The following is a 26,957-nucleotide window of genomic DNA, read 5'->3' on the forward strand; positions in this document are numbered from 1 at the left end:
CTATAGAAAATGTATTTCCTCTAATGTACCTTTTGAATCTTGATCATCAAGCGAATAATCAAGCTTAATAGTATCTTGAAAAACACGATTCTCTACATCGAAATCAGCTAAATGTCTAAAAAAATCCGAAGTTTTATCTTTAAGACCTTGGTTAACATATTCATAAAAATTAACTCTTCCTTCTGACGAATAAATTTCACTTTGGCCTTCTATACTATAGCTACCATTGTTAATATATTTAAAAAGTTTATCACCAACAGCTATTAACTTATCATCTTCAAAACTTGAAGATAAGTTCAATCTTCGATTACACTCTTTGTCAATTTCACCACGAATTAAATTATCCCCACCAAAGATAAACTCGTAAAAATCAACACTATTGAGACCCAAGAAATTTGATAAAAATAGAGTCGTGTTCCTATCTGAAATTATTTTTTCATGTTTTAAATATAGACTTTTGCACTCTTGAAGGTAACCAAATCCAACTTCAGAAAGTTCAGTTTCCTGCTCTTCTGAAAAAACTAACTTATCCATAAAAACTTGGATTTCACCTCTATTAATGGCCGTTTGAATGATTGGCAAAACAATATCATTATGAAGTTCCACTTCTAATTCATCAGTTTCTAATGAAAGATTTAAACGACTTTTAAAGATTTGCAACACGCGTTTATTTCTCATTTTTTCAGTACGCTCTAACAAATCATCAAAATCGACTTCGTAATAATCTAACAAGTGTCTGAAATGTTCAGGGTTTAATAAGTGGCTTGAAAAATACCAAGCACTTTCTGCCCAGTCTTTGTTCTTAATATGGCAGAACAAGTCGAAGATATCTTGATACGTCCCTTTTAAGACTTCTAATTCCTCTGCAATCTTATCAACGACTGCTTTTTCTCGTTCATCGACAGAATCATCTCTGCGAGTCATCGTCAGTGCATCGAATAAAAAAAGTTGAGCAATTTGTCTTCGTCTAAACGTACGGAAAAATGCTTGTACAGTATCCTTATCAGGACATTGCGCAAACTCCTCAAAGCTTTCTAAGATTGATTCATCCATTTCAAACGATTTGATCAAAATACGAATATACTCTTTTTCTTCAGGGTGAATCTCACCATCTGCATTCATTACAAGCGCTAAACCTTGTAAATATAACAATCTCTCTTCGAGAGTAAGATGCTTTGCTGCATGGTTTTCAAAGGAGTTGGCTTCTTTTGTTGCTTTGTTGATAACATCTAAAATATCTAACATCACTGTTCCTTTATTAATTACTTTCGAAAGATTGCTTTAAAGTAGACACATCAGCTGACGCTTCCGCTAGTTTATGTTTTGTCTCTTCAAATGTGACTGATTGTTCTTTGTGTAGTTTCTGCAATAAGACAAGTTGTTTATTATGTGCTTGCTGCTTTTGCTCAAGCGTAATATTCAGTTGCTGGCTGAAGTTTCTAACTACACGAGCTAGATGTTCTGCTACAGTATCCATAATCTGATTTGTCGCTTCTGGAATAACCTGACCACGAATTTGCTGCTCAACCTGAAAGTCTCGCTCAGCTTCATTGTCTTTTTTCTTACCAAGCAGACCACCTAAAATTCCAGCGACAATGCCAGCAATTGGACCTAATACCACTAAGCTTATAGCTCCCGCTATTGTGCCTGAACTTAGCGAGAATTTTTCTCTTTCTTGGGGAGGGACATTTAGATGAATATCGATTCCATCCACAGAAACAGTGTCATGGTTTTCTAACTTACGCTCAAAACGTGCTAGCTCTTTTTGAATAAGTTCATCTAATTCTAACTGCACCACAGGGCGCACAATAGTCGCCATCGAGTCTGACAAGGTATTACTTTTCGCAGCACTCACTAGGCGATGGGTACTATTTGATAATACTGAACTAACTTTAGCGGTAAGCTGCTCTCTGCCGACACTACAAAGGTTATACTCAAGCTCCGTTAGCACCTGTTCAAGGTGCAGCTTCTCTTCATTGAAGCTTTGCTCCAGTCCATCGATCTTATTTTCAATTTCAACGGCAGTGTTAGATGTATATGAACTTTTCGCTTTTAAAGCCACTTCAATGTTCATAATCAAAGCAGATAGTGCTGGCTGATAGCGATGCTTTAACAAAGCATCAAACTGACTTGCAGCATTATCAATCATTACTTCGAAGCCTTTGATTGTATATAGCTGTTTGTCCTGTGTTTCGATACTCGTTACTTCGAAGTGGTCTTGCATTCTTTCATTCAGCGTTTGCTCAACTTGCTCAATGCTTTTTGCCAATTCAATTTCAGACTTACGGGCTGATTTCGAAATTAAGCAGCCAATATCTTTACTGTGGTCATAGTAAATCTCCTCAAGCCGTTCTACTACCGTATTATCGAACGGAATATCCGCTGGAAATAAAGTAACGAAGTAATCTCCACGCTCAAGGTATGTGGCAATGGCTTTTTGGTGAGCTTTATTACGAGCATCAAATCCAGGCATATCGACTAACACCACATCTCTTCTATTTTTGAGACGTTGATTATTGAGTTCTACCGTGATGTAAGCAACTTGCTCATTGGGCTGAAAATCTTGTAATGCACTTAACGAATAGATTGTTGGTTGAGTATCGTCTACATAATAAACAGTAAATTGATCGACTTCTCCGTAGGTCAACTCGGTAGCAATTGCTGTTTCAGGGGCAATATTAACCTTCAAGTAATCCTTACCTAAGTAGCTATTCAGTAACGTACTTTTACCTGCGGAGAACTTACCGATAACAGGAATGACTACTTTATAGTTGTTAACCCGTGAAGTAAGGAACTCTAACTGCTCTTTTATGCTTTCATCGTTCAGGTGCTGGCTATTAATTTCGTTTAATTCAGCGATCACTGATAACCATTGAGATTGGATCCGAGAAGCTGCCGAACCACTTGTTAGTAACGGAATCTCCTCAGATGTGAGGTTGAGTGTAACTGGTCTACGATCATTCTGACGCATAGCGTGAAGAAGCTCTAAACCTAGCTCTTTCGCAGGGCGTGGTGTAAATAGATTCAAACTAAGATCGGACTCTAGCTCACTAATGATATCTCGTTCACTCGATACTTCTGTTACCATTTGAATGCCTTTCAATAGAGGAAAGTCATTCTCCTTTTGGCTCGCTATGGGCAAAATGTACTGAGCATCAATACGGTCTACGAACTTACCTGCATTGGACTCCCAGATAAGAGAAGCTGGCACTAACTCTTCTTTATCAATTTCCAAAAATTTCAATGCATTTACATAACGAGCTAACTCATTATTTTCCCATGTTCGACCTGAAGTTAGGTAAAAACTGCTCGTGAGATCAAGCAAAGACTGATAGGCATTTGTAGCGAAACCATTAGCAATAGCGTCATGGAACCAGTTATTAATAATTTGGTTTCTTTCTAATGCATCAACTCTTTGTGAAACATGCGATATTTGTTGAGAAAGCTCTGCTTCCAAAACTTCAAAACCGTTTTTCATCAGCGCCAACGAGCGATTCAGTCGATGCTCTGTCATCTTAATGCTGCCATGTAACACATTGACATGGTTCATAAGGTAATTGGTTTTGTTCGATAGCGAGGCAACAACTTCTAGTGTTAACTTATTTTTCTGATTAAGTTTTTGAATCAATCGTTGGTTAGCATAGATAGCTCTGTTTAATCCACGATTAACTTCTGCTTGTCGTTCATTATTGCTACCTGTCAGGTTACCAATAATGCGTCCGAATCGGCTCTGCTCTAACTGTGCATTTATCGCCCCTTCAGTTGAAGCAAGTGTCGCAATTGATGAAAAAGCTTCATTAAGTAACTCAGTAGAGTTATCTTTCATCTCTGCTATTAATGTATCGATGCTGCTATCAATAAATGCTTGTTCTTGATCGTCAATTTCCATCGCAACTTGTTGAGTTACTTCTTGAAGACTCTCGTAACTTTCAAACTGACCGTTTCTTAGTTGCTTGTTTAGGTTGACGCTTTGATCGAATTTTTTTTCATCATCAGCGAGCTTATCGACAATAGCAACAAACTGCTCTTCAGTATCTTGGAAGTCTTTAAACTGCTCTAAGATGCGTTTCACATCTTCATAGCCTTCATCTATTAGCTTACCTGCATTTTCAGGTGTGAAGTTGAGCGGCGCAATTAATCCATCAAATTCTCTTGTTGGCACGATGTTCCAGAAACGGACATTAGGGTACTGTTTTTCCGTTTGGGATAGCTGTGGGTTTCTCTCCAAATATAGGTTGATAATGTGTGTACAGTGATGCTGTTCAATCAACACTTTGTAGGGCGTATTATCGCTATATTCACCAGGTAAAACCCCGCCATCAAAGTATGTTGTTCCATCAATATCAATGCCATCAAATACAATAGGAATGGCTGCTGACGCTAGTAACCATTGACCTATACTTGTCGGTGTTTTATCTGTTAAATCAGGGTGCTCAAGCTTTCTTGTACTAGAGTTCAGCGCACATACATGGAATGGGATATCACTTTGGCTGACATCATCACAAGCACCGCTTTGTTCAATCAAGTGCTTTAAGCCACTTTGATTAAACAAACCTTGTGATTGGCTCAGCCCTGTTATCGCCAGTACAGCTCTAGCCGCCAATGAAGGGGTAAACAATGTACTAGCATAAGATGCTGCTTTTCTTGCAAGGTTGTCTTTGTTTAAAGACATGATTTGATCTTTAGATATACCACGCCATAACTTTTCTGCGGCTTCCACATCCCCCTTAACAAATAACGCACCATTTAAGCCACCAACCGAAGTACCAGCCACGGCTTCAACGTTTTTATCTAGACCAAACTCGTTTAATGCTTTCCAAGCGCCAACCTCATAAGCACCTTTGCCGCCACCACCAGAGAAGACAATACCTAATTTGCTCATTATTTACCCTATTAATCGAAACTGAGTGATACTGATGCTTTTTTGTTACTAATAATTTGAACTTGTACTTCTTGTGAAATGTAGAATTGCTTCGATTTTATAGCGGGAGCAGTCTTGGCTATAACTCCCATTGGCACCAAAACCTGTATTTCAGGAGCATCATCCAATTGAATAGAAACACCAGGCGGGCTGGTCTTGACCACTTTGCCTTGAAGGGAGTCAAGATTCGCCATTCCAGAAAGAACCTTTAGGTCACCCAGAAGAAGTGCGTCAAAAGTAACTATGTTTTGCTGTATTCGATCTGTCTTTTTTCCCATCGAGTTCAATTGCATAACGCTTGGATTACTGGCCAATGCAATTTCTTTCAACCTGCACACCTCAATCAATAAACCTTCGATGTGAGCATAAATCTTTTCTGAGTCACGTTTTTGGTGATAAAGGATATCTAACTGAGCTTTAATTTTCTTATGGAAGTCAGTCAGGTGCTTCTTCTTATCACCAGTCAATATTTCATCAAAGAACAGTTCGTTTAATGTACCAACGGTTAGCTTCAGTGTTTGTTGAGTAGCCAAGTACTCTCGGTGATATTCTTCAAAGATCTTTGAAAGCTGCCATTTAAGTGTTGAGCCGTCACTCCCTTGGTTAACCTGAGCCAAAAACTCTTTAAGGCGTCCACCATGTTCTGAGACTTCTGAATCCTCAACCGCTGAGTAACCAATGACATCAAGATATTCAATCTCCGCATTATCAAGATCATCTTTTGTCACCCTGATAATGTCCTTCACTTCGGATTCAAGTTTTTTATCTGCCTTACTCATCAAGACTAATACGGGTCGATCTAGTTCTAAGCTTTGAAGAAAATCGATATCTTGCGGAGGTATGGTTCCGTTTTGGCTATCAACAAGCCAAATAAGGTAATCGGCTACTCTTAAATGTTGGCGAGCGATATTTTCATCAATTTTCTGTTGATTATCTGATTTGCTGTATCCTGGCGTATCCAAGAAGATAAGGTGGGCATAATTAAAACTTTCTCTTTCAACCGCAATCATTTGCAGAATATGGCTGAAGGTAACTTGATACTTCTTATTGAAAGCATGACAGATCGCTTTGATCGCATCTTCATTGATTTCAGTTTTCATACCATAAAAGTTCAAAGCATCAATTCGATTTGAAACGCCTTTAAACAAAAAAGTAGGGATAGATGTTGTTGGAGTGGTGTCGACAGGTAGAAGTGATGGACACCCTAAAACAGTATTAAGAAATCGTGTTTTACCTGCACTAAAAGAACCACCTACAGCAACAGTGTGACTCTGCTGCAACTGAGGAAATGATACCGCTTCCTTTAGCGAATCAAACCACCCAAGAAGTCGAGCATAAGTACTGGCACCGCTAGTATTTTCACCCTGTTCAGTGTGCGATAGAAACTTCTGATTTATTAACTTATTTATATCTTCTAAAATTTGATCACTTGGAGTTCTTAAATCCGGTTTTGCGACTAAGCTGGCACATAACTTCAACCCTAGATCTGCATCTTCAAGGTAACGATTAACTTTGCCAGATGCCCCAATTGATATTGAATCTATCTTTTCTTTTTTTGGCGGCTCCATGTGGCCATTCATTAAGCTGTCTATATCCATATAAATCCATAAATATCCATACTCTGGTCCAGTAATAATGGACGTTTCACTAAGCACTAATTTTTAATTCAATGTTTTTCTCGGCTCAGTTCCCTAATAGCACTATGCCTTCATGCTCGATAGTAATCAACTTCAATATATTCAATTGTGTGTCTCAACCATTTATGTCTGTAGTGACGTTATAAACGCCTATAAAACAGAACATTCATGGGGAAAAATTTCATCCATACACTTGGTTACCAGGTGCATCTTATTCTTCGCTTTAATGATTTGTACTTTAGCCGTTGTGCACTCCCCCCAATCAATTTTGTGCAAACTCATCCAATTCCCCCGCTTCGCACCTAACTACTCATACGGCCAATTGGGTCGCATCAAGACAATTGAGGAAAGAGTATGAGTCATACATCGTTTAATCTTCAGCTGAACTGGTTGAGCAGCACCATCAAACAACTCTGCAAAGCTATTGATGAAGAGTTGAGCTACGCCAGTGAGCAGGAATTTGAATTACCAACTGAACGGGAATTTATGTTGGTTTCTGTGCGCAGATATCTCATGAGAAATGGCTTAGATGAGCGCGCGGCAGAGCTCACTTTGAATTTTTTAGAGGAATGTTTAAATAATCCCCCGGTCGCAAACCTAGATATTAAGGAAGACATTCACTAGGACACAAGGAACAGCAATGAGCGACAAGAAATCACAATTCGTCAGAGAGTATCAAAGGAAATCCAAGAGCCCTTGGGAAGATCACTGTACCGTGCTTTTACTTGCCGACTACGAAGTCGACAATGAAGGCATCAAATTGAGTTTTTCTCAATACATCTATCAGCACAGGGATACAGCTGGCAGAATTTTAGGGATCAGCGTGAGTATGGTAAGCCCCTAATATCTTAGACACTTAACTGTTTCTCAAAGTACTGTTTTTCGAACTGCACAGGAGACAGTCCTTTATTACTACCATGACGACGCACAGGATTATAGAAATATTCGATATAGTTAAATATTTCTGAGCGAGCTTTCTATGGTAAGCCCCTAATATCTTAGACACTTAACTGTTTCTCAAAGTACTGTTTTTCGAACTGCACAGGAGACAGTCCTTTATTACTACCATGACGACGCACAGGATTATAGAAATATTCGATATAGTTAAATATTTCTGAGCGAGCTTCATCTCTRTTTTTATAGATTTTTCTCTTAACTCTATCTTTCTTCAGCAACGAGAAAAAGCTTTCCGCGACAGCATTATCATGACAGTTTCCTCGTCGACTCATACTGGCTTCTAAATTGTGCTCCTTTAAGAAGCTACGCCAATCAGAACAGGTATATTGCACTCCTTGGTCGGAATGTATCAAAACCTTACCTTTCGGTGAACGTCGCAAAATGGCCATTAATAGGGCATCAATTACCAAGTCAGCTTTAGGCGTGTTTTTCATCGTCCAGCCCACGACCTGACGAGAGAAGAGGTCAATAACAACTGTTAAATATAGCCAGCCCTCATGCGTACGGATATAGGTAAAGTCAGTCACCCAAACCTTGTTCGGCTCAGGGACATCAAAGCCACGATTTAACGTATTTGGTGCAGTATGGCTAACATTCCCACCTCCAAAGCTTGGGTTGCGTTTGTAACCACGAATGGCCTYTATTTGGGCTTCCTTCATTATTCGATAAACACGATTTTTTCCGACACTTTCACCATCGTCTTTCAAGTCTAAAGTCAGGTTTCGATAGCCGTAGACACAACCGCTCTCTAGCCAAAATTGCTTAATTTTGCCCAGAAGACGCTTATCTTCAATGGTTCGATTACTGCTGGGCAGCTTTAGCCAAGCGTAAAAGCCACTACGATGAACATTGAGCACTCGGCACAGTACGGCTATTGGATATTGGTCGAGTCGAGACTTTATGAACGTGTACTTTTCTTTGACTCGCTTGCAAAGTACACGGCGGCCTCCTTTAGTATATTTCGCTCTTCCGTAACTCGCCGAAGCTCCGCTTTCAGTTTACGAATTTCGTCTTGCTGATTATCGATKGTGATGTGTTGCTTCTCTGGTTTATCGAACTTGTTAATCCAGTTGTGCAAGCTTTTAGTTGTGATACCTAACCTTTCTGCCACATCAGTGATTTTATAACCACGTTCCGTGACTTGTTTGACAGCTTCAATTTTGAACTCATCTGGATAACGTTTTCCGCGCATGTAACACCTCATATTTTTGGTTCATTATAACTCTATGAAGTGTCTACTGTTCTAGGGGCTTACCAATAGGTATAATTTGTCTAATTTAATTGTCAGACTATCGTCTTGGATTTACTTACGATATGCCTGAATAACAAGGGAACTGTTTTAATGAAGAAGGCTGAAAAAGTTAGCGCAGCAGTGATTTTATAACCACGTTCCGTGACTTGTTTGACAGCTTCAATTTTGAACTCATCTGGATAACGTTTTCCGCGCATGTAACACCTCATATTTTTGGTTCATTATAACTCTATGAAGTGTCTACTGTTCTAGGGGCTTACCAATAGGTATAATTTGTCTAATTTAATTGTCAGACTATCGTCTTGGATTTACTTACGATATGCCTGAATAACAAGGGAACTGTTTTAATGAAGAAGGCTGAACAAGTTAGCGCAAGAAAAAATATCGCGGTAGCAAAAAAAAGATACAACAATACATTAAGACGAAAAACTAAAAAGTACGGATGCTATAAATCAGAGGAACACAAGTTTTTAAATGGTTACACTACAATCAAAGCTCCTGAGTCCGTTTCCATTTATGCAAATAACAAACATGACGTAGTGAATCTCACTGAGACCCTAGAGTTTAAAAACAAATTGGAAAGCACCATTCCGGAATCTGCAGTTTTAATCGACTTTTCAACAACTAAACGAATAACCGCAGCTGCAATGGTTACTTTATACGCATCAGTTGACGCCCTCATCAGCCAATCGTCATACGATATAAGAATTAGATGGTCTAGAGTTTCTTACGCTGTTAATAAAATATTGAAACGATGTGGCTTTTTTAATTTAGTTAGGAGAAAGAATGGGCTTGATATCGTTGATTATACCGACATAAAACATCTCCCTATAATCAGTGGGATTGGCAACCAAAATGTAGACAACATCATTGATTACATTGCTAGTCGATATAGTGAAGAAATGGACTCAGAAACTGAACACTTGTATGGTGATGCAGTCACAGAGACTGTGAATAACGTAGGGAGACATGCTTACCCCGAGATAAATCCCCCTGAGAGAAAGTGGTGGATAATGTGTGAAGTTATTAACCATCAAGTATACTTAGCGATATATGATAGCGGTGTAGGGATTCCTAATACTGTCGTTCACCACAAATGGTATCTAGGTACCGTAAAAAAAATGTATCCAGAGCAGTACAAGGAAGCGATTAGTACACCTTCAAATCAGAACAAATTTATCCCTCTTCTACGTTTGCCAGACCATGATTTGATCAATTTATCCATGCTTGGCGATGTTAGTGCAACTAGATTAGACAAACATGGACAGGGTAGCAAAAGTATCAAAGCGTTAGTAAATGAGACTGATGGTGGTAAACTATGGATATTTAGTAGGAAAGGTCTTCTTATCTACGAATCAAGCTCTACACCTGTTACTCTAATTTCATTGCCAAAAGCTATTCCAGGTACATTAATTCAGTGGAATATAAAATTATCATGAAAGATATTACTATTAATGTTGTTACCGATTTTCATCCAAAACCATATGGAAGGGATCCCGAAGATAGCCCTGGTTGTGAGCTCACATGCGGAAAAAAGTTTCGTGAAGATAAGTTAGCACCTGCTTTAAAAAAGGCTATTGCCGATGACTGCGATGTGATTGTCGATTTAACTGGCTACAACAGATACGGTCGCTCATTCCTTGATGAAGCTTTTGGTGGGTTGATTCGAGAATCTGGCTTTTCCGAATCAGAAGTAACAAAGAGGGTAAAATATAAGCATGACCATTTAAAAACAGTAATTAATATCATAGATGATAGAATTCAGGCAGCCATAAACGGGAGCTCTAAATAGGATGACTTCGCTGCAAATTATGGTGCAAATCTTTACATGGTTATTCTTATACACTCTGCATTCCCGTACTTTAAGACGATCTGAAATATCACGATTAAAAGAACAAATAGTGGAGTCGCTCTCCAAATACCCTACATGGCTAATGGAAATATTAGAAAAACCAAATATTGAGATTTCAGATGTTGATAATTATGTCGCATCAGCTATAGCACGTTTTGACTTCCAATCAACAAACCTAAACTGTTATGCCAAATGCCAAATTTTCCCAATAGAAAATTTGGCTAAGCTAGGTGGAATTGAAATTAAAGAGAATCATCTATCATCAACTCCAGATAAAAAAAATATTGAAAAGCAGGCTTTCAACATCACTAGTGACTTAATAGAGGAAACTGAAATATCTTACGCAAAAAAAATGCATAATGAAAATACTATAAGAATGCTTACCAATGAGTATATGCCTGAAATAAAAGGTGTTATATGCACTTTACTAATCTTACATATGTCCTACTCCCTCATAAAAATCTTAGTCATTTAGCAGCCAATAGAGAATAGCCTATAGCAACAATAACTCTCCCCTTCTCAACCAATACAAATACGACTTCTGACTATCAAACCCCATCAAGGACCACTGGCCTTTGCAGATATAGTGCGTTCTTATGGCCCTGAGACACTCGAACGGTAACCGCTCAATCCCTCTGTCGAACTCAGCAACATGTTTTGGCACACTCAACTCATGGCCAATAGTACTACCACATACCTGCACCTCTCCTAACAAATCACAGGCACTTCGACTGGCGTATCCCTTCCCCAATTCTTGATATGCCCAATATCGCCCCCAAGATGTAAGCCCAGCCCTCAGCGCCTTAATATTTAACACTTGTTCTTGTTCTTGTTCTTGTTCTTCACATTCCCGCATCACAAACCTCTCTTACGAAATCAATCGACACTTGAAATACCTGGTCACAGATGGCATGCAGATCATCAAACGACACTGGTGTATTACCGCGCTCCCAATTGCGATAGGTCTTAGTGCTTACACCGTAGGTTTGGGCGACTTCATCTTGGGTAAAACCTCGAAGTCTGCGACCTGTTTTCAGTAAATCTGCACCACGTTTAGCCATCTAAAATCCCTTAAAATTGCTCGTTGCATACTCTTTTAGTAATGATGCGGTGATATTTACACCCAACCACTGCTCATCTGTGTTTGCGTATTCCCATGATCGCCAATCGATCTAGGCAATATCTCGGGCGCGATAGAAGAAAAACCCTGCTCAATCAAATAAGCGTGATACTGCTCTAATGCTTGGCTCATACCCTTGTCCAAGGTTGACTTAACATAGGTACGCAAAAGCACAGGCAATGCATGATTAACCAGACGCTCACCGATCATGGTATCGACACCCAAATCAGCCAGCATGGTACGAAACAAAATACGGAGATCATGAGAAGTAAAATGCTTAAAGCGGATCTGAGTATTCCACTCATGGGCAGTACGGATTGAGATAGGACCATTCACCCCAGGGAACAGGCACGACCGCTTACCCACATACTTAAGTTGCCAACGCTTATAATGATTCAGCAAAGACTTAGCCGCATTGGTCAACGGCAATCGGTGCTCTTGTTTGTTCTTAGCATGCCTCGCAGGTATCACCCACATATCCCCTGCAAAATATGCCCAACGGGCTTGGCGAGTCTCATTGATGCGAGTGCCAAACATCATCATCAGCACAAACATCATAGTCACTGGCATAGGTGATGTGCTCAGGCGAGCAAACAGCTCAGCCAAATCAGACTCAAACAGGCGAGTATCTTTAGCGCTATTCAATTTAATCGAGTCCGTCACCTGGTAACCGGCTATAGGGTTGCTGCCAATCATCCGTAGCTTCGTCGCCGCCGAGAAAGCCGCCTTAAGCTTGTTCACCGCCTCACGAATATAATTGGGCGAAAACTCATCTTTCAGCATGGTTTTAACCAACATCTCATCCACCTCCATAAAACTCAGTTTGGCTATCGCCACATCACCCATGCGCGGCAACAAATGACGACCTATCAGCGACTTCACATTGGCGCGCCAACTATGGCTATACGTTGTGTTGTCCTTGATATGATCCCGATACCACACCAACACATCAGCCACCGACACAAACTGACCCGTCACCATCTTGCCTGCACTACGCTCAGCCAACATCACAGGCAACTCCTTGCACAAGGTCTTGATACACACACTCGGCCAGTTAGCCAGCTTCTCCCAGCGTGTATCACCGCACTCATGCACCACCAAAAACACACTGGCTTTTGACCTGTCTGCACTAGCACGTAAACGCAAATCAGGAAAACGCGGATCGCGATAATCCCGCGTCACCCCGCCACGCAGCCACCGCCTTAGCGCAGCATCATTTAACTGACCGACATCAACACCACTCGCCATAATCAAGCCATCACCCGATATTCATAGGCCTGACACTTTTGACGGCGGCGCTTCTGCTTTCCTGACTCAGGCAGCTCACGCCAACGGGCAGACAAGGCCGTTTCACTGTCATAGCAACCAAATCGACTTAGACACTCACGCTGGATCTCATACAGGGTCCAGTAACGTGAACCAGTAATAATCAAGCGCAAGCGAGTCGCTTGAGTCAGTTTTGACGCTGTCGGCTTACTCATCCTGACCTCCTCTCAACCCAAATGAACGTCTAAGATTAGAAATTTTCTTTTTCGCCCTATCGGGCGGTGTCGGAATACTCCCTCCTTGCGGCAACGCTCTTGGCAACTCGATATCAAACTGCTCACCACTGACATAGCGCCGAACCAAAATGGCATAATGCCGGCTAAACGCATCAATCACCTCGCGCTCTTTGCCGTGACGGAACAACCAAGTCGTCGTTTCACGCACAGCCAACCACACCAACTCATGACTCCACTGATGACGTGCAGGCTCATGATAATGTCGAAGCGCTTCACGAAATGCTGTCTCAGTATCAGGCAAACCACTGTCAGTGGCGGTGGGAACACACCACGCGCAGAATTGGCGCGGAGTAGGCCAGAATTGACGGTCGCCCACCTCCCTTCGAGCGCGGTCAATCCCATATTGAACCTGCTTAACCGAGTTAACTCCTTGCGCAGCCAGCGTTTTAACCCATTCCGCTTTGTGCTCAGCTTCCGCATCAGCTTTAGGCGCATTAATGGGAAACAGGATCCGCAGTTTCTGAAAAATGCTATCAACAATCGCAACATCCATTTCAGATAATTGACGTTCTGATTTCACCTGTTCGCGAGCTCCAATCACCCGCGATCCATTCAAAATGGTCTGCATGCTACGTGTCGTCATATCAGCGGATCTCCATCGTTAAACACCTGCTCAGACCAACTACCCTGCTCACCACTGGTGGCGCCATTCCGCGCAATACCAGCGTTAAACAACCAAGCCGACTCAAATGCCACCCAACCACGGGTCGCACACGTCGCAATACAATCCTCAACCGTAAACCCAGCCTCAACCGCCTCATGCAAATGCTTAGCAAGACGATTAATCGCAGTCTGATTCAACGCGGCTTTTTTCTGTTTGCGCACAGCAAGCCAATCTTTCAAAGTTTGCTCGCTAGGCAACGCTGGCCAACACGAAAAGTCCAACTTCGGTTTTAGGGATTTGGGTATATCTTTTAAAGGTTCATTGACTGGTTCTAAAGAGTGACTGGTTCTGGGTGAAGGAGATTCACTAGGGGTTAGTGAATCTCCTTCACTAGGTAGTGAATCTCCTTCACTAGGTAGTGAATCTCCTTCACTAGGTAGTTGGGTGTTAATAGACACCAAATTTAGATGAAAAATATTAGTCGAATTGCCCTTCTCTCCCTTCCTAAATTCGCGCCTTAAAAAACCCTCTTTCTCAAGATCCTTAACGTGGGTCATCACGCTACGACGAGTGATCTCACACTGATCTGCAATGTGTTGATAACTGGGCCAACACTCACCACTATCACTGGCGTTATCCGCCAACTTAATCAGTACCAATTTACGTAAAGGGTTACCAACCTTTGCTTTCATCGCTTTAACCATCAATTCCATGCTCATAAGGGATACCCCCAATCGCACGAAAAATTGACGTAACTATCCTGCGCACATAACATAGACATGCCTCTCTAAGGTACTCAGCCCGCTCCAGTCGCCAAACTTTGCGGGCTGTTTTATTTATTGTTGTTGGAATCGACAGTGTTAAACGAACATCCAGCGTTAAACAGTGCCGTGCAAATCCCCGTTAAACTCGTTGTTCTGCATTCTCCAGCCACCGCCACCATCCGCGAAATTTCACTATCACGCGCAGGCGAATTTAAACTTGCTAGTCGCCGTTCTAACAGCTCAAACTCAATGCCTTCTTCGTCAGTGACATCGAGCGACTTGTCAGTTAACTGACTCATCATCACCTCCTACACAGACTTCAACGCCTGATCGGTCATAGGCTTGTTATTTAGATAGGAATACTCTAATTCGAGTAAACGCATGCTCGCCTGAGTCGTAGCAGATGACTCTTTCAATTCTTGATAAGCACTTAACACTTGCTGCCGTGTCGGAGCAACCCCCAGGCTAATCACCGCACATTGTGCTTCGCTGTTTTCCTTCGTCAGTGCCACTGCCATTTCAGCGGCAGTGATCGCGCGGCCATCGCTACGACCATCCTCAACCACAGTCACCCCAACTATGCCGAACACGTCATTGAGATACTGCAAACGCAATTCAATCGGCAGCGCAGACACAACCGCCTGCTCAACATAAAACAACCTATCCACAATGGGGTGCTGCCCTTCATACTGCCCCAACCATCTAAACAGCTTTTGCGCATTCACCCGCGCATCGTGATGCACATTGCCTGACCGCACAAAACTAATCCCCTCAGCCGCCAACATATCTGCCAACCCCAAGCGATCAACCTGCTCAACAACATCCATCGCAAATGTCAGCCGGTTCATACGTGGTAGTTCTAACAAGCGATGAATGATGTGAATGAGAATTTCCAATCGTGAACGTGTTTTCATGCAAAAGTCCCTCTTGTGAATACAATTAAAATTACTAGCTAGGCCGCAGTTTCTGAGTGTGCAATTTCAGCTTTTACAGCGATTAATTTGCCACCAGTAATATGCTGAATTTGGTACGCTCGCAACTCAGGCACATCTTCAGGCCACTTAGAAATGGCCGCCTGAGAAATCTTAAGAGCCTCCCCAAGCTTGGATTGAGATCCAAAAAAATTGATGGCATCGCTCTTTTTCATGCTTTCTCCGTATTTGTAATACACAAAACACGATGATAACCATGGTTATCAAAAAGTCAACAATACAGCTATTGAAAATAACTATGATTAGTTGTCGGTTATATTACCTAGGTTATAATTGAACAATGAAAACACTCGCTGAAAACTTACAGGAAATGCTAAAGATTCGTGGGCTTACACAACGTGAGCTTGCGGAGCGTGCCAATATGTCTCAAGTAATGGTGCATAAACTGGTTTCAGGGAAAACCAAATCCACTTCTAAATTGGTTGATATTGCCCATGCATTAAACTGCACTGCTGAGCAACTAAAGTACGGTGTGGAGCATCAACAAAAAACCTCAGATGCCTCACTAGTCGATGGATTTGACACATGGGACAACTCTACTCCACTAGGGGTTGATGAGATAGAGGTACCGTTTTACATGGAAGTAGAGCTTGCAGCCGGTAACGGCATCGCCGAAGGGCCACAATACTGCGGCCCCAAACTGCGTTTTTCCAAATCCACCCTTAGAAAACACAGCGTTGAAGCTGAGCATGTGGTCTGTGTAAAAGTAACCGGCACCAGCATGGAACCCGTGCTACCAAACGACTCAACGGTCGGCATCGATACCTCAAACAAAACCATTATCGATGGCAAAATGTACGCCATCAACCACGATGGCATGCTGCGCGTAAAGCGCCTATATCAACTGCCAGGTAATGGCCTGCGCCTACGCAGCTACAACATCGACGAGTATCCCGACGAGATTTATGATGGTGAAATACGCAAACACATCACCATCATCGGCCGCGTGTTCTGGTATTCGGTATTGGTTTAATTATTAATATGAATAAAGAGAAATTCTGAAATTAATTATCAAAATATTTATCCTGTTATTAATCCCATTTAATTCTCACGCAAATGGAGATGGCAATACTCTGTTAACTAATTGCGACAACTTTATCGCTATTATGGATGATAGTCCTGTAAACGATGAAAATTTATTGACTAAGTATACTGGGGCCGGTATGTGTAAGGGCATGATAAATTTCATATAGTTAAGTGTATTTGTAATGTTTAAAAATTTAAACTAAATCTATCACGTGGTTCTTGCTTATCAAAAGACAATCCGTCAGTTATATTCACTGAATCAACTATGGTGATCTATGAAAATGAAATATATATTAATAGTTCTGACTTTATGTTTTTCGTTCAATGTTAAAGCTGCCGAACCAAGTATTTTTGAACAATGCAAAACTTTGATTCAATTATTAGACGGAGATGCCTCATTTGGAGGGGGTGAAAAAGCTATTGATGCTGGTATATGTCTCGGATACGTTAGTGGAGTAGCAGAATCACTTAACTTTGTGAATGGTATAAATAAAGGAAAAAAAAGGTATTTACCAATTGCCTGCATTCCAAACAATGTTTCAGATGATCAATTAGCTAGGATTGTTGTTAAACATCTAAAAGATAATCCTAGAATTTTACACGAATCACGAACATTTATAGTCGCCAGAGCTTTGAGGGAAGCTTTTCCCTGCTATTAGTTAGCCACTAGTAACAGTATTTTTTGGTTGAACCTCAAAACTTACTTATGATGCCACCATATCCGAAACCGCGTCACCACATACCAAATTAATCCAACCAAAATGAAAAAGCTTGGTACAGCACTAGGTTCCCTGCCTGAACCGGCAAATGACCACATCATAATAAATCCAATAGCTATCAAACAAACCGAGAGCAGCTTATGCACCTTCAAACGCTTACTGGTGACTTGAATAGTTTTTAGATTTACACCACTCGCATTTCTTTCATATGCGCCAGTTATTGGATTGCCGCACTTGGGGCACGCCTCAGCCTTATCTGACACCTGATTGCTACATTCAGAGCATGTTATTAAAGACATAGCTATTCCCTTATTAAGTATAACTTCCGATATTTAATAATACTTCTGACTAAAACTAGCACTGTATTCACCGCCGTTATAAGGACACATAAACGTCACCTTAAGTCTGTGCTCAACGTCTGAAAAGCTATCTGCATAATAAGCCCCACCGCTACGCTTAACCAACAGAGTCACATCCAAACCTAGCAGTCGCATGTAATCAACCGAATCATAATAACGTTGCTGAGAACAAGGCGTAGTATCCTTAAACCGAATATCAACAAAACTCACCTGGCCAACATCCGACTGAAAAAACACCTCATACATTCCATTTGAAGCTGTAAAGTTGTTAGCACTATTCAATGTTTCATCAAACAGTTCTGCTACTGACTTAACTGGTTGGCCTATATATTCATATGCACGAAGGAGATTAGGGGGTTGCTTAATGGATTGCGATTCCTGAGTTTCCTCAGTTTTAGTATTACGAACCTTAGCCTGCTGAGCGCCATCAGGGCATGGGTTATCCTGAAACACAATCCGACCATTAAGGTCACACTTATAGATCTCTGCGACTAAACCAAGAGGGGCACTACAAATTAAAAGTAATAAAATTTTGGCGCTACTTTTCATGATGTCCATTCCTATATATCAGTCCATTTATTAACCACTTATCTATAGCACCTCCCCCATAAAAGATCACCTGCTCTAAATGCTAACCAAAAACAAATTAACTAAAGTTATTGACCGACCCGATAACTGTAGTTATATTTTTGGTTATCAAAATTAACCAAGGGATTAAAAATGATACTCAGCAGAAGCCTAAACACCGAACTACAGCGCACGGAATTCCGCTTATTAGTCGCCATTCGTTTTGCCTGTTTAATGGCAAAGCATCGGGGATACATCAATCCAATGGACTGCCATCGGGTGCAAACTCGCTGCAACGATCTACAGCATCACCTCGCGTACTTTCACCCAACAAGGGAATTTGAACGCCTCTACTTTCACCATGCTGGTGAACTCGGTCAGCAGTTCAGTCTGCGCTACAGCGAACCTAAAACTGGCGTTATCGGCACTGTCACAGTGTGGGACAACCACGCCGCCACTAACGTCTATTCACTGCTGAATAATAACGCGGCCACAGCATGAACGAATTAAACAAAATAAAGAGGGCGTATTACCAAAATTTAGCCGAGTGCAATATCGACCATTACCTCAACTGGTTCGACAGACAAATCCAACTGCACAAACAAGCAATACGCCGCTGGCCACACGAACGTGCCATCTTCACGCGCATGATCAACCAGTGTGAACAGGCAAAACAAAAAATGATTGCCGAGCATCAGCAGGCAAAACAAGAGGCAACCACGGAATGAACTACCTCCTACCAGGTCATGAACCAGCGGCAAAAATCCGTATTGTCATAGCACTAACTCGCATGACCTCACAGCCACAAATTGACGCGCTGACCGAGCACTACGTTAATGGCTTACCAACAGAACGTGCAGCAGCTCGCTTTGGTATCGACTTGGCAAACTTCACCCGGGCACAGAAGCGCCTCGAAGAAGTCGCCGAGCAAATCGAAAAAGTGAAAGAAATCGATTGGCAGCGTTTTGGTTATTCCTCCCAAAACCCGATTGCTACTTGTCAGCTAACTGACAATCGAACAGGGAAAAGCGCATGAACAACGCCAGTTTAGTCAACCAAAGCAGCGCGGAAGCGGGGTTTGAATATTACACCCCAGCCGTATGGATAGAAGCTGCGCGCACACTAATGGGAAAAATAGATCTAGACCCTGCCAGCTGTGAAACAGCCAACCAGACAGTGAAAGCTGAAACCATCTACGACAAGAATCTTAACGGACTTACTATGCCATGGTATGGGCGAGTATGGATGAATCACCCGTTTCATCGAGGTGAGGCGCCCTGCCCCAGTGACCACAGCAAGTGCAAAAAGAAAGCCTGCAAGCAGCGTGGTTACCACATCACCACACCAATACCAGGTAATGCCGATTGGATTAACAAGCTATTGCAAGAATACATGGCAGGCCGAGTCACCGAGGCCGTTTGCATCACCTTTTGTAATTCATCAGAAGCCTGGTTTAAGCCGCTACTGCAATGGCCCCAATGTTTCCCTCATGGCCGAGTGCATTACATCGGTCAAGACGGCCAGCGCGTCAAAGGCTGCACTAAAGGCAGCGTGATCACCTATATCGGCAAGCGCACCGACGAGTTCGCCAAAGCATTCGCCGACCTTGGCACCATCAAAGTGCCTTATAAGGAGGCAGTATGAGTGAGCTTACAGAAAAGCAACGTAAGTATCGTGAATGGTATCAGCGCAATAAGGCTAAGGTATGTGCAGATAAGCGTGCCAAATATCAATCACCTAAGCCTAAGCCAGCGCCTAAAAAATCCAAAGCACAGACTAAGGTAAAGTCACTTTCAACCGATACGTCACCGTTTCTACGGCCAATAAATAGTCCGTCAGGTAATGATGCAAAAGTCGAGCGGTTTAAGGTTTCAGAAGAAGATGTCAGACGATTAAAAGCACGGCGAAGCGTTGAAGATATCTTGTTGGCCAGAGAACTGGGGATCGGTGTGGAGGAATTGGCATGAGCAACGAACCTGAGCAAGACACACCTACATCGCGAGCGCAGTGGGGCATGGTAGGTATCGCAGTTTCAATCATCTTATTGCTGCTTATACCAGCACTGAAATCATTGGGGGTTATATGAGCATGACTAACTTAACCAACGAAACCCAAGCACACTTAGCCCAACTATATCTTGGTGGGCTCAACGTCCATGAAGTCAGTAAAGCGTCAGGGATCAGTGAACATAAAGTCAAAGCAACACTCAATCAACTGGGGGTTATGCGCAACCAAAAAGAAGCGCTGGCACTGGCCAGAAAGAATAACAAAGAAGTGGTTAGCCGACTCGAACAACTTGAGCGGCAGGAATCAGCACCTTGCTGCATGGCGCACCGGCTATTTAAGTCATCCACAATGCTCACCCAAGGAGATCACTGATGGTAAGTGAAATGCTCACCGATGAGGAACTAATTAACCTCACAGGGTTTACCCAAGCAAGTGCCCAGTGCAGACAGCTTAAAGCTCAAGGGATCCACTTTCATAAACGGGGCGATGGCAAGCCTGTCGTAACATGGACCGCAGTAAACTATCCTTTTATGAAGAAGTCTGTGGCAAACGATGATTCTCCGAATTTTGAGGCATTAAGTAATGCGTAAACGCAAACAAGAAGATGCGTGGATGCCAAAAGGTGTATACCTGCACAACGTTCGCGGTAAAGCGGTCAGCTATATCACGAAAAGTGGTAATAGAACGATCACCTTATGCCCTGCGTCTTCTACCCGCGCAGAAGTATGGGTCGCATACGAAACCGCTGTTGAGCAATCAATAACGAAATACACCTTCAATCGGCTGTCTGATGAATACCTGTCATCAGCTACATTTTATGAGCTTGCCCCACGAACTCAGCGTGACCGTAAGCGTGAGTTGATGATGTTTAATAAAGTGTTTGGTGAAATGGAGCCAAATACAATCAAGCCTCACCACATAAGAAAGTACATGGACATTCGAGGCAGTGCTAGCCGAACGCAGGCAAACCATGAGCTATCAGCAGCGAGTGTGGTGTTTGCTTGGGGATACGAGCGAGGCCGGTGCAAAAGCAACCCAGCTAAAGGTATTAAAAAGTTCAAAGCTAAAGTAAGGGATCGCTACATCACCAATACTGAGTTTAATGCGCTACTACTTTGCAGTGAACAACGCTTAAGAATCGCCAGTGAAATAAGCTACCTCTGCGCTGCGCGCCAATCTGATGTGCTGGGGTTAAAGTGGTCCCAAGTTATGGATGAAGGGGTTTTCATTCAACAGGGAAAAACAGGCAAGAAACAAATCAAAGCCTGGTCGGCAAGACTAGTCGAGCTAATTAACGAAGCTAAGACGCTCAACAGTGGAAATATAAGCAGCATTTACGTGATCAATAAAGTCGGTGGAGGTCGCCTAACTAATGAGGGGCTTCGTAGCAGCTGGAAGCGCGCCATGAAAAAGTTAGCCATAGAACACCCAGATATAGAGCGCAATTTCACTTTCCATGACATCAAAGCTAAAGGCATTTCAGATTTTGACGGTACGCTACACGATAAACAACAATTCAGCGGGCACAAAACCATGGGGCAAGTGAATGTTTACGACAGAAAAGTGCCTGTGGTACCGAGTATTGGAAGCAATAATAAATGAATGGATATGCAGAGAAGGGAAAATCTTTTTCTAACACTTTTTCTAACACAAATAAAAACGGCTCGCACATTACATGCAAGCCGTTGTTTTATTTGGCAGGGGTGGCAGGACTCGAACCCGCAACCATCGGTTTTGGAGACCGCTGTTCTACCAATTGGAACTACACCCCTGTTGACGTGGGGCATTATGCTAAAACACCTTCCAAAGGTAAAGGACTTTTTGCCTTAAGATGAGTCAATTGTAGTATTTTCACTCAAATATCAATTAAGCGGTGTTGATGCTTTAGATTGCGACTTAGAATCAACGATTATCACAATACCAAAAGCAAAGCTGCTCAGGTATCCAGTCACTGAACTTACCAGCTTTGAGAGTTTTAAACGTTAATGATTAACCTCATTAACGAAAAACAAGATGACAACTAAATGAGAGTGATTTCAACTTGTATCATTGTGCTTATTTTCATAACGAGCGATAGATTGCTATAGTCATAAGGCCATGCAGCAATTAAATAGAGTAATTACACCCAACAATATGCAACCTCAAACCCAGAAGTTCCCACAGCTCCAAACAATAGACCCTTCCTCGATGGCACTATTTTTAGACTTTGACGGCACATTAGTCGAATTTGCACAAACCCCAGAAGGAGTAACAGTTCCCAATAGACTCACCGATATTTTACAGCGACTGGACTTGCACCTTAATGGGGCAATTGCACTGATATCGGGAAGAACATTGAAATCCTTAGCAAATTTAGTCGATATGCCATTAAATATGGCCGGCAGCCATGGCGCTGAATGGCAACATCCCAATGGGATTCCCTACTCTCAATCTATCGCTCACCCCAGCTTTTTAGCCATAAAAAATCAATTACTTAATTACGCTAACTGTCATAACTTAATTGCCGAAGATAAAGGTGATGCCATAGCAATCCATTACCGTCAGGCCCCTGCGCAACAACAGCAATTAGATGACTACATAGCAGATACACTGAAATCGGAAGACCCTAAGGAGATCCGAGTCATACGGGGCAATTGCGTTCGCGAAATCCAAATTGCAGGTAGTGATAAAGGTGTGGCTATTGCACGATTTATGAGCAAGCCACCTTTTTATGGTCGACGCGCTATCTTTATTGGCGATGACACCACAGATGAAGATGGCTTCGCTTGGGTCAACGACAATGGTGGCATTTCGATAAAAGTCGGAGACGGTCCAAGCTGTGCTCAACAGCGATTATCTAACACTGGCGAGGTTCTTGCATTTTTAACAATGAAAGTAGCGCAGTTAGAAAAACAAGAGGAGCGAACAGATGAATCCACGCAACCTGGAACTTGCACTCATAGGTAACTGCGCAATTGGCGCATTAATCGATAAACAAGCAGAAGTGGTATGGTGCTGTTTACCCCGTTTTGATGGCGACCCCATTTTCTGCTCTCTGTTAAAGACCGATGATGCAGAAACCTTAACCGGAACATTTGCCATCGATCTAGAGAACTTTAGTCACAGTGAACAACAATACGCTAAAAATACCGCAATACTGATCACCACACTCTACGATAGCCAAGGCAATGGCGTCATAGTTACCGATTTTGTCCCTCGCTATAAACAGTATGATCGCACTTTCCGACCAATGGCTTTACACCGCAAACTGACTCCCATTGGTAGTCCTAAAATTAGAATAAGATCGCGGCCTACTTATCATGATGGTTCGAAAAATTACCAGAAAATGCAGGGCAGTAATCACATACGTTATCTCAGCGATGATATGGCTTTGCGACTCACCACAGATCTTTCGGTTACCGCAATTATCGATGAAACTTTGTTTATTTTAGATTGCGAACGCTACCTTATCCTCGGTGACGATGAATCCATTCATGAATCCATTAAACAGTTAAGTGACCGCTTCTATACCGAAACCGAATCGTATTGGCTGGAGTGGTCACGCTACCTCGCCATTCCATTCGAATGGCAAGATGCGGTGATCCGCGCTGCAATCACGTTAAAACTAAGCGCCTATGAAGACACAGGGGCCATTATTGCAGCTATGACAACATCAGTGCCTGAAGCACGAAACACCGAGCGTAACTGGGACTATCGCTTCTGCTGGCTACGCGACAGCTACTTTACGGTACATGCGCTCAATCGTTTAGGTACAACCCGTACCATGGAGCAATACCTACATTATCTAGTCAATATTGTTGCCGAAATGGATGATAAGTATCTGCAACCGGTATTTTGTATTAATGGCACTAAACAGATGCCAGAGCGCATAGTTGATAACCTTCCTGGCTATCGAGGGATGGGTCCAGTAAGAATCGGGAACCAAGCTGCAGAGCAGATCCAGCATGACGTTTATGGGGCAATAGTTTTATCAGCAACACAGATGTTTTTCGACGAACGTATTCGCCATCCAGGAGGTAAGCCTTTATTCGAACTGCTTGAAAGTATCGGAGAAAAAGCAGCAGCTTATTATAACCAGCCCGATGCTGGTCTGTGGGAGCTTAGAGGCTCCAAAAACGTACATACATTTTCGAGTATGATGTGCTGGGCAGCCGCAGATCGATTAGCCAAAATAGCTAAAAGACTCGAATTAGAAGATCGCCATCTCTACTGGCAAAATACTGCAACTAAGATACGCAATGCTATCGAAGATAATGGCTTTAACCCTTCGCTCAATGCTTATACTGCGACTTGGGGCGGCGACACAATGGATGCAAGCTTACTACTGGCTTGCGAACTCGGTTTTGTTAGCGGTAAAGATCCTCGGTTTGTCGGCACCATAGCCGAAATAGAAAACCAGCTGATGCCACAAGGCAGTAAATACCTGTTCCGTTATGTGGTTGAAGATGACTTTGGCTTACCGGAAAACGCCTTTACCATTTGTTCATTCTGGTATATCGATGCTCTTGCCGCTTCAGGAAGGACCGACGAAGCGAGGGTCTTATTTGAAGATCTGCTCTCCAAACGTAACCATCTAGGCTTAATGTCTGAAGACTTAAACCCAGAAACCGGTGAGCTCTGGGGCAATTTCCCGCAAACTTATTCCATGGTCGGTATCATTAATAGTGCTCGAAACCTAAGTAAAAAATGGGAGCATGAACTATGAGTAGATTGATAGTCGTATCTAACAGAGTCGCGAAAACTGATGGTACTAACAAAGGCTCAGAAGGTGGACTAGCAGTGGGTGTGATGGCTGCAATGGAGGAAGCAGGCGGAATATGGTTTGGCTGGAGTGGAAAGATAAACAATAAACAGTCTGAGCCACAAAAAGACGTTATAGGGAATATAGAATATGTCACCGTCGACCTACGCCAAACTGAATACAATCAATATTACAAAGGGTTTGCCAATAGTGTTCTATGGCCGTTATTTCATCAACGTCCAGAATTAATGAGTTATAGTGATACCGAGCTTAGTGGCTATATCCACGTTAATAAAAAATTTGCTTCAGAGCTGCTAAAAATCATCCAACCCACAGATACTATTTGGATCCATGATTATCACCTCATCCCCCTAGCCCAGATCCTCAGAGATGCAGGGATAAGAAACCCCATCGGCTTCTTCCTGCATACTCCGTTTCCCTCTCTCGATCTCATGCGCACCATCCCTGATTACAAACGAATCTTAAAAGCCTTATTACACTATGATCTTGTAGGCTTTCAAACCATTGGTGATTTAACTGGTTTTCAAATGAGTGTGGTGCTCGGGCTAGGTGGAGAAGCATTGGATAAAGATGTTCTCAAGTTTGGCGATAGACATTGCACCGCAAGGGTCTACCCCATCAGTATCGAAACCAAAGCTCTACCCGAGGTTGCTGTTAATGGCGCTAAAACCCAAGCATTTAAACGGCTAGATAAAAGCTTAAGAAAAAGAAAGTTAGTCATCGGTGTCGACAGGCTTGATTACTCAAAAGGCCTAGTACAACGCTTTCAAGGTTATGAGGGATTATTACGCCATTACCCCGAATTTATTCGTAACGTCGTTTATCTGCAAATATCTCCCACGTCCCGTGGCGATCTACAGGCTTATGGTGAGCTTGCCGATCGTATTGATAGAGAAGCAGGACACATTATTGGCACATATGCAGACTTTGACTGGATGCCCCTGCGCTACATAAACCGTGGATTCAAACGGAGCACCATTTTAGCTATGTACTCCAGAGCTAATGTTGGTTTAGTTACCCCACTCAAAGATGGTATGAACCTAGTAGCCAAAGAATATGTCGCCGCACAAAATCCAGAAGATCCAGGAGTATTAGTTCTTTCACATCTCGCAGGCGCAGCCGATGAGTTAGATGCAGCAGTAATCATCAACCCTTATGATATCGGCGCCATCGCTGGCGGTTTAGCACAAGCATTGAATATGCCGCTAGATGAGCGTATCGATCGCTGGAAAAAAATGATGGAAGTACTCACTAAACAAGATATTCACGCTTGGCAGAGTAAGTTTATCGCCGATCTAAAGTCAGTTACCGATTGAATCATATCTCACTTTAAATAACAGCTGCCTTCCAAATTACAGCCTTGTCAAAGCCCCAAACGCAAAAAAGCCACCTTAATAAGGTGGCTTTATCACAACTCTTAACGAGTTAAACAGTTTGTCTTCACTACTTCTCTTATAAAGAGGAAAAGTGAAAACCAAATTAGGCGCCTGGAAATGACCTACTCTTTATTATCCTCGAAGGGGACACATGGGGAGACCCCACACTACCATCGGCGCGATTGCGTTTCACTTCTGAGCGMCCGCGGCGATAAGGAGCGGATGGGAGCAGGTGTTTTAGCAAGTATTTCAAAAGTCCTTAAACGAAAAAATCCCCAACAAATAATGCTGGGGATTTATCGACTCTTACGAGTTAACTGTTTGTCTTCACTACTTCTCTTATAAAAAGGAAAAGTGAAAACTAAATTAGGCGCCTGGAAATGACCTACTCTCACATGGGGAGACCCCACACTACCATCGGCGCGATTGCGTTTCACTTCTGAGTTCGGGATGGGATCAGGTGGGGCCACAATGCTATGG

The 26,957-nt window shown here is 42.4% G+C and carries 33 protein-coding genes, 1 tRNA gene, 1 rRNA gene and 1 pseudogene; 19 read left to right on the forward strand and 17 right to left on the reverse strand.

The genetic code is table 11. The features are described from left to right. The 3 genes from L1D21_RS10830 to L1D21_RS10840 are packed head-to-tail and all read right to left on the reverse strand — an operon-like array spanning position 1 to position 6,519. Positions 1 to 1,245, reverse strand: a complete 1,245-nt coding sequence (locus tag L1D21_RS10830; RefSeq protein WP_239845252.1) for a hypothetical protein — start codon at positions 1,243 to 1,245, stop codon at positions 1 to 3. Positions 1,246 to 1,258: 13 nt separating this feature from the next. Beyond that, positions 1,259 to 4,882, reverse strand: coding sequence for a patatin-like phospholipase family protein (locus L1D21_RS10835; RefSeq protein WP_239845253.1), 3,624 nt, complete (start codon positions 4,880 to 4,882; stop codon positions 1,259 to 1,261). Between the two features lie 11 nt (positions 4,883 to 4,893). Next, positions 4,894 to 6,519, reverse strand: coding sequence for a dynamin family protein (locus L1D21_RS10840; RefSeq protein ID WP_239845254.1), 1,626 nt, complete (start codon positions 6,517 to 6,519; stop codon positions 4,894 to 4,896). 393 nt (positions 6,520 to 6,912) lie between these two features. Here L1D21_RS10840 and L1D21_RS10845 point away from each other — a divergent pair, with 393 nt between their 5' ends. Both L1D21_RS10845 and L1D21_RS10850 read left to right on the forward strand, forming a co-directional pair. Next, positions 6,913 to 7,182, forward strand: a complete 270-nt coding sequence (locus L1D21_RS10845; RefSeq protein ID WP_239845255.1) for a hypothetical protein — start codon at positions 6,913 to 6,915, stop codon at positions 7,180 to 7,182. 16 nt (positions 7,183 to 7,198) lie between these two features. Beyond that, a complete protein-coding gene (locus L1D21_RS10850; protein WP_239845256.1) occupies positions 7,199 to 7,402 on the forward strand; it encodes a hypothetical protein in 204 nt (67 codons plus the stop codon). 4 nt (positions 7,403 to 7,406) lie between these two features. On the opposite strand, the pseudogene L1D21_RS10855 reads toward L1D21_RS10850, so the two are convergent. Next, positions 7,407 to 7,535: pseudogene (locus tag L1D21_RS10855) on the reverse strand (IS3 family transposase); the annotation flags it as partial. 21 nt (positions 7,536 to 7,556) lie between these two features. Next, positions 7,557 to 8,707 (reverse strand): IS3 family transposase gene (locus L1D21_RS10860; RefSeq protein ID WP_239845257.1). Its coding sequence is split into 2 segments (ribosomal slippage): positions 7,557 to 8,470 and positions 8,470 to 8,707, totalling 1,152 coding nucleotides; the frame shifts between segments, so codons are not numbered across the junction. 407 nt (positions 8,708 to 9,114) lie between these two features. Between L1D21_RS10860 and L1D21_RS10865 the strand changes: the two genes are divergently transcribed. The 3 genes from L1D21_RS10865 to L1D21_RS10875 are packed head-to-tail and all read left to right on the forward strand — an operon-like array spanning position 9,115 to position 11,094. Next, the gene (locus L1D21_RS10865; protein ID WP_239845258.1) at positions 9,115 to 10,206 is read left to right on the forward strand and encodes a hypothetical protein; all 1,092 of its coding nucleotides are present in this window, start codon (positions 9,115 to 9,117) and stop codon (positions 10,204 to 10,206) included. After that, complete coding sequence (locus L1D21_RS10870; RefSeq protein WP_239845259.1) at positions 10,203 to 10,559, forward strand: STAS-like domain-containing protein; 357 nt, start codon at positions 10,203 to 10,205, stop codon at positions 10,557 to 10,559. Before L1D21_RS10865 ends, L1D21_RS10870 begins: the two co-directional genes overlap by 4 nt. Position 10,560: 1 nt before the next feature. Beyond that, complete coding sequence (locus tag L1D21_RS10875; protein ID WP_239845260.1) at positions 10,561 to 11,094, forward strand: hypothetical protein; 534 nt, start codon at positions 10,561 to 10,563, stop codon at positions 11,092 to 11,094. 18 nt (positions 11,095 to 11,112) lie between these two features. Here L1D21_RS10875 and L1D21_RS10880 read toward each other — a convergent pair whose 3' ends face one another. The 9 genes from L1D21_RS10880 to L1D21_RS10920 all read right to left on the reverse strand — a co-directional run bounded on the left by L1D21_RS10880 (position 11,113) and on the right by L1D21_RS10920 (position 15,816). Next, positions 11,113 to 11,475, reverse strand: a complete 363-nt coding sequence (locus L1D21_RS10880) for a hypothetical protein (protein WP_239845300.1) — start codon at positions 11,473 to 11,475, stop codon at positions 11,113 to 11,115. Continuing rightward, a complete protein-coding gene (locus tag L1D21_RS10885; protein ID WP_239845261.1) occupies positions 11,462 to 11,680 on the reverse strand; it encodes a helix-turn-helix transcriptional regulator in 219 nt (72 codons plus the stop codon). The genes L1D21_RS10880 and L1D21_RS10885 overlap by 14 nt, the downstream gene beginning before the upstream one ends. 56 nt (positions 11,681 to 11,736) lie before the next feature. Next, positions 11,737 to 12,987 carry a tyrosine-type recombinase/integrase gene (locus L1D21_RS10890; protein WP_239845262.1) on the reverse strand — a complete coding sequence of 417 codons (1,251 nt, stop codon included), beginning with the start codon at positions 12,985 to 12,987 and terminating at the stop codon, positions 11,737 to 11,739. Between the two features lie 2 nt (positions 12,988 to 12,989). Continuing rightward, entirely contained in the window at positions 12,990 to 13,220 is a 231-nt protein-coding gene (locus L1D21_RS10895) for a hypothetical protein (protein ID WP_239845263.1), read from the reverse strand. Further along, on the reverse strand, positions 13,213 to 13,884 hold the full coding sequence (locus tag L1D21_RS10900) for a replication protein P (RefSeq protein ID WP_239845264.1): 672 nt from the start codon (positions 13,882 to 13,884) through the stop codon (positions 13,213 to 13,215). The genes L1D21_RS10895 and L1D21_RS10900 overlap by 8 nt, the downstream gene beginning before the upstream one ends. Next, complete coding sequence (locus tag L1D21_RS10905) at positions 13,881 to 14,624, reverse strand: helix-turn-helix domain-containing protein (protein ID WP_239845265.1); 744 nt, start codon at positions 14,622 to 14,624, stop codon at positions 13,881 to 13,883. The genes L1D21_RS10900 and L1D21_RS10905 overlap by 4 nt, the downstream gene beginning before the upstream one ends. A 113-nt stretch (positions 14,625 to 14,737) precedes the next feature. Then, complete coding sequence (locus tag L1D21_RS10910) at positions 14,738 to 14,968, reverse strand: hypothetical protein (RefSeq protein WP_239845266.1); 231 nt, start codon at positions 14,966 to 14,968, stop codon at positions 14,738 to 14,740. Positions 14,969 to 14,977: 9 nt separating this feature from the next. Continuing rightward, positions 14,978 to 15,583, reverse strand: coding sequence for a hypothetical protein (locus L1D21_RS10915; protein WP_239845267.1), 606 nt, complete (start codon positions 15,581 to 15,583; stop codon positions 14,978 to 14,980). Positions 15,584 to 15,621: 38 nt separating this feature from the next. Further along, complete coding sequence (locus tag L1D21_RS10920) at positions 15,622 to 15,816, reverse strand: Cro/CI family transcriptional regulator (protein WP_239845268.1); 195 nt, start codon at positions 15,814 to 15,816, stop codon at positions 15,622 to 15,624. A 125-nt stretch (positions 15,817 to 15,941) separates the two neighbouring features. Between L1D21_RS10920 and L1D21_RS10925 the strand changes: the two genes are divergently transcribed. Continuing rightward, positions 15,942 to 16,634, forward strand: coding sequence for a helix-turn-helix transcriptional regulator (locus L1D21_RS10925; protein WP_239845269.1), 693 nt, complete (start codon positions 15,942 to 15,944; stop codon positions 16,632 to 16,634). Positions 16,635 to 16,962: 328 nt separating this feature from the next. Then, positions 16,963 to 17,346, forward strand: a complete 384-nt coding sequence (locus tag L1D21_RS10930; RefSeq protein ID WP_239845270.1) for a Rap1a/Tai family immunity protein — start codon at positions 16,963 to 16,965, stop codon at positions 17,344 to 17,346. Between the two features lie 392 nt (positions 17,347 to 17,738). On the opposite strand, the gene L1D21_RS10935 is transcribed toward L1D21_RS10930, so the two are convergent. Further along, a complete protein-coding gene (locus L1D21_RS10935) occupies positions 17,739 to 18,314 on the reverse strand; it encodes a DUF4124 domain-containing protein (RefSeq protein ID WP_239845271.1) in 576 nt (191 codons plus the stop codon). A 171-nt stretch (positions 18,315 to 18,485) separates the two neighbouring features. Between L1D21_RS10935 and L1D21_RS10940 the strand changes: the two genes are divergently transcribed. Genes L1D21_RS10940 through L1D21_RS10975 form a run of 9 tightly spaced genes read left to right on the forward strand, consistent with a single transcriptional unit; the run spans position 18,486 to position 21,941 of the window. Further along, the gene (locus L1D21_RS10940) at positions 18,486 to 18,833 is read left to right on the forward strand and encodes a hypothetical protein (RefSeq protein ID WP_239845272.1); all 348 of its coding nucleotides are present in this window, start codon (positions 18,486 to 18,488) and stop codon (positions 18,831 to 18,833) included. Beyond that, positions 18,830 to 19,060: a hypothetical protein gene (locus tag L1D21_RS10945; RefSeq protein WP_239845273.1), complete on the forward strand. Its 231-nt coding sequence runs from the start codon at positions 18,830 to 18,832 to the stop codon at positions 19,058 to 19,060. Before L1D21_RS10940 ends, L1D21_RS10945 begins: the two co-directional genes overlap by 4 nt. After that, positions 19,057 to 19,368: a hypothetical protein gene (locus tag L1D21_RS10950; RefSeq protein WP_239845274.1), complete on the forward strand. Its 312-nt coding sequence runs from the start codon at positions 19,057 to 19,059 to the stop codon at positions 19,366 to 19,368. Before L1D21_RS10945 ends, L1D21_RS10950 begins: the two co-directional genes overlap by 4 nt. Further along, on the forward strand, positions 19,365 to 19,976 hold the full coding sequence (locus tag L1D21_RS10955; RefSeq protein ID WP_239845275.1) for a hypothetical protein: 612 nt from the start codon (positions 19,365 to 19,367) through the stop codon (positions 19,974 to 19,976). Before L1D21_RS10950 ends, L1D21_RS10955 begins: the two co-directional genes overlap by 4 nt. Further along, the gene (locus tag L1D21_RS10960; RefSeq protein ID WP_239845276.1) at positions 19,973 to 20,299 is read left to right on the forward strand and encodes a hypothetical protein; all 327 of its coding nucleotides are present in this window, start codon (positions 19,973 to 19,975) and stop codon (positions 20,297 to 20,299) included. The genes L1D21_RS10955 and L1D21_RS10960 overlap by 4 nt, the downstream gene beginning before the upstream one ends. Further along, complete coding sequence (locus tag L1D21_RS16545; RefSeq protein WP_275658980.1) at positions 20,296 to 20,418, forward strand: hypothetical protein; 123 nt, start codon at positions 20,296 to 20,298, stop codon at positions 20,416 to 20,418. Before L1D21_RS10960 ends, L1D21_RS16545 begins: the two co-directional genes overlap by 4 nt. After that, positions 20,415 to 20,711 carry a helix-turn-helix domain-containing protein gene (locus L1D21_RS10965; protein ID WP_239845277.1) on the forward strand — a complete coding sequence of 99 codons (297 nt, stop codon included), beginning with the start codon at positions 20,415 to 20,417 and terminating at the stop codon, positions 20,709 to 20,711. Before L1D21_RS16545 ends, L1D21_RS10965 begins: the two co-directional genes overlap by 4 nt. Further along, the gene (locus tag L1D21_RS10970) at positions 20,711 to 20,929 is read left to right on the forward strand and encodes a DUF4224 domain-containing protein (protein WP_239845278.1); all 219 of its coding nucleotides are present in this window, start codon (positions 20,711 to 20,713) and stop codon (positions 20,927 to 20,929) included. Before L1D21_RS10965 ends, L1D21_RS10970 begins: the two co-directional genes overlap by 1 nt. Further along, complete coding sequence (locus tag L1D21_RS10975; protein ID WP_239845279.1) at positions 20,922 to 21,941, forward strand: tyrosine-type recombinase/integrase; 1,020 nt, start codon at positions 20,922 to 20,924, stop codon at positions 21,939 to 21,941. The genes L1D21_RS10970 and L1D21_RS10975 overlap by 8 nt, the downstream gene beginning before the upstream one ends. A gap of 93 nt (positions 21,942 to 22,034) precedes the next feature. Here the strand turns inward: L1D21_RS10975 and L1D21_RS10980 are convergent. Continuing rightward, positions 22,035 to 22,111, reverse strand: a tRNA-Trp gene (locus tag L1D21_RS10980). Positions 22,112 to 22,526: 415 nt separating this feature from the next. Here L1D21_RS10980 and otsB point away from each other — a divergent pair. The 3 genes from otsB to L1D21_RS10995 are packed head-to-tail and all read left to right on the forward strand — an operon-like array spanning position 22,527 to position 26,417. Continuing rightward, the gene (gene otsB, locus L1D21_RS10985; RefSeq protein WP_239845280.1) at positions 22,527 to 23,285 is read left to right on the forward strand and encodes a trehalose-phosphatase; all 759 of its coding nucleotides are present in this window, start codon (positions 22,527 to 22,529) and stop codon (positions 23,283 to 23,285) included. Then, positions 23,248 to 25,044 (forward strand): glycoside hydrolase family 15 protein, encoded by a 1,797-nt coding sequence (locus L1D21_RS10990; RefSeq protein ID WP_239845281.1) that lies wholly within the window; start codon positions 23,248 to 23,250, stop codon positions 25,042 to 25,044. The genes otsB and L1D21_RS10990 overlap by 38 nt, the downstream gene beginning before the upstream one ends. Next, positions 25,041 to 26,417 (forward strand): trehalose-6-phosphate synthase, encoded by a 1,377-nt coding sequence (locus L1D21_RS10995; protein ID WP_239845282.1) that lies wholly within the window; start codon positions 25,041 to 25,043, stop codon positions 26,415 to 26,417. Before L1D21_RS10990 ends, L1D21_RS10995 begins: the two co-directional genes overlap by 4 nt. Before the next feature lie 432 nt (positions 26,418 to 26,849). On the opposite strand, the gene rrf is transcribed toward L1D21_RS10995, so the two are convergent. Next, a 5S ribosomal RNA gene (rrf, locus tag L1D21_RS11000) occupies positions 26,850 to 26,957 on the reverse strand; the annotation flags it as partial.

It is taken from the genome of Shewanella sp. Isolate11 (assembly GCF_022398315.1).
Lineage (GTDB): Bacteria > Pseudomonadota > Gammaproteobacteria > Enterobacterales > Shewanellaceae > Shewanella.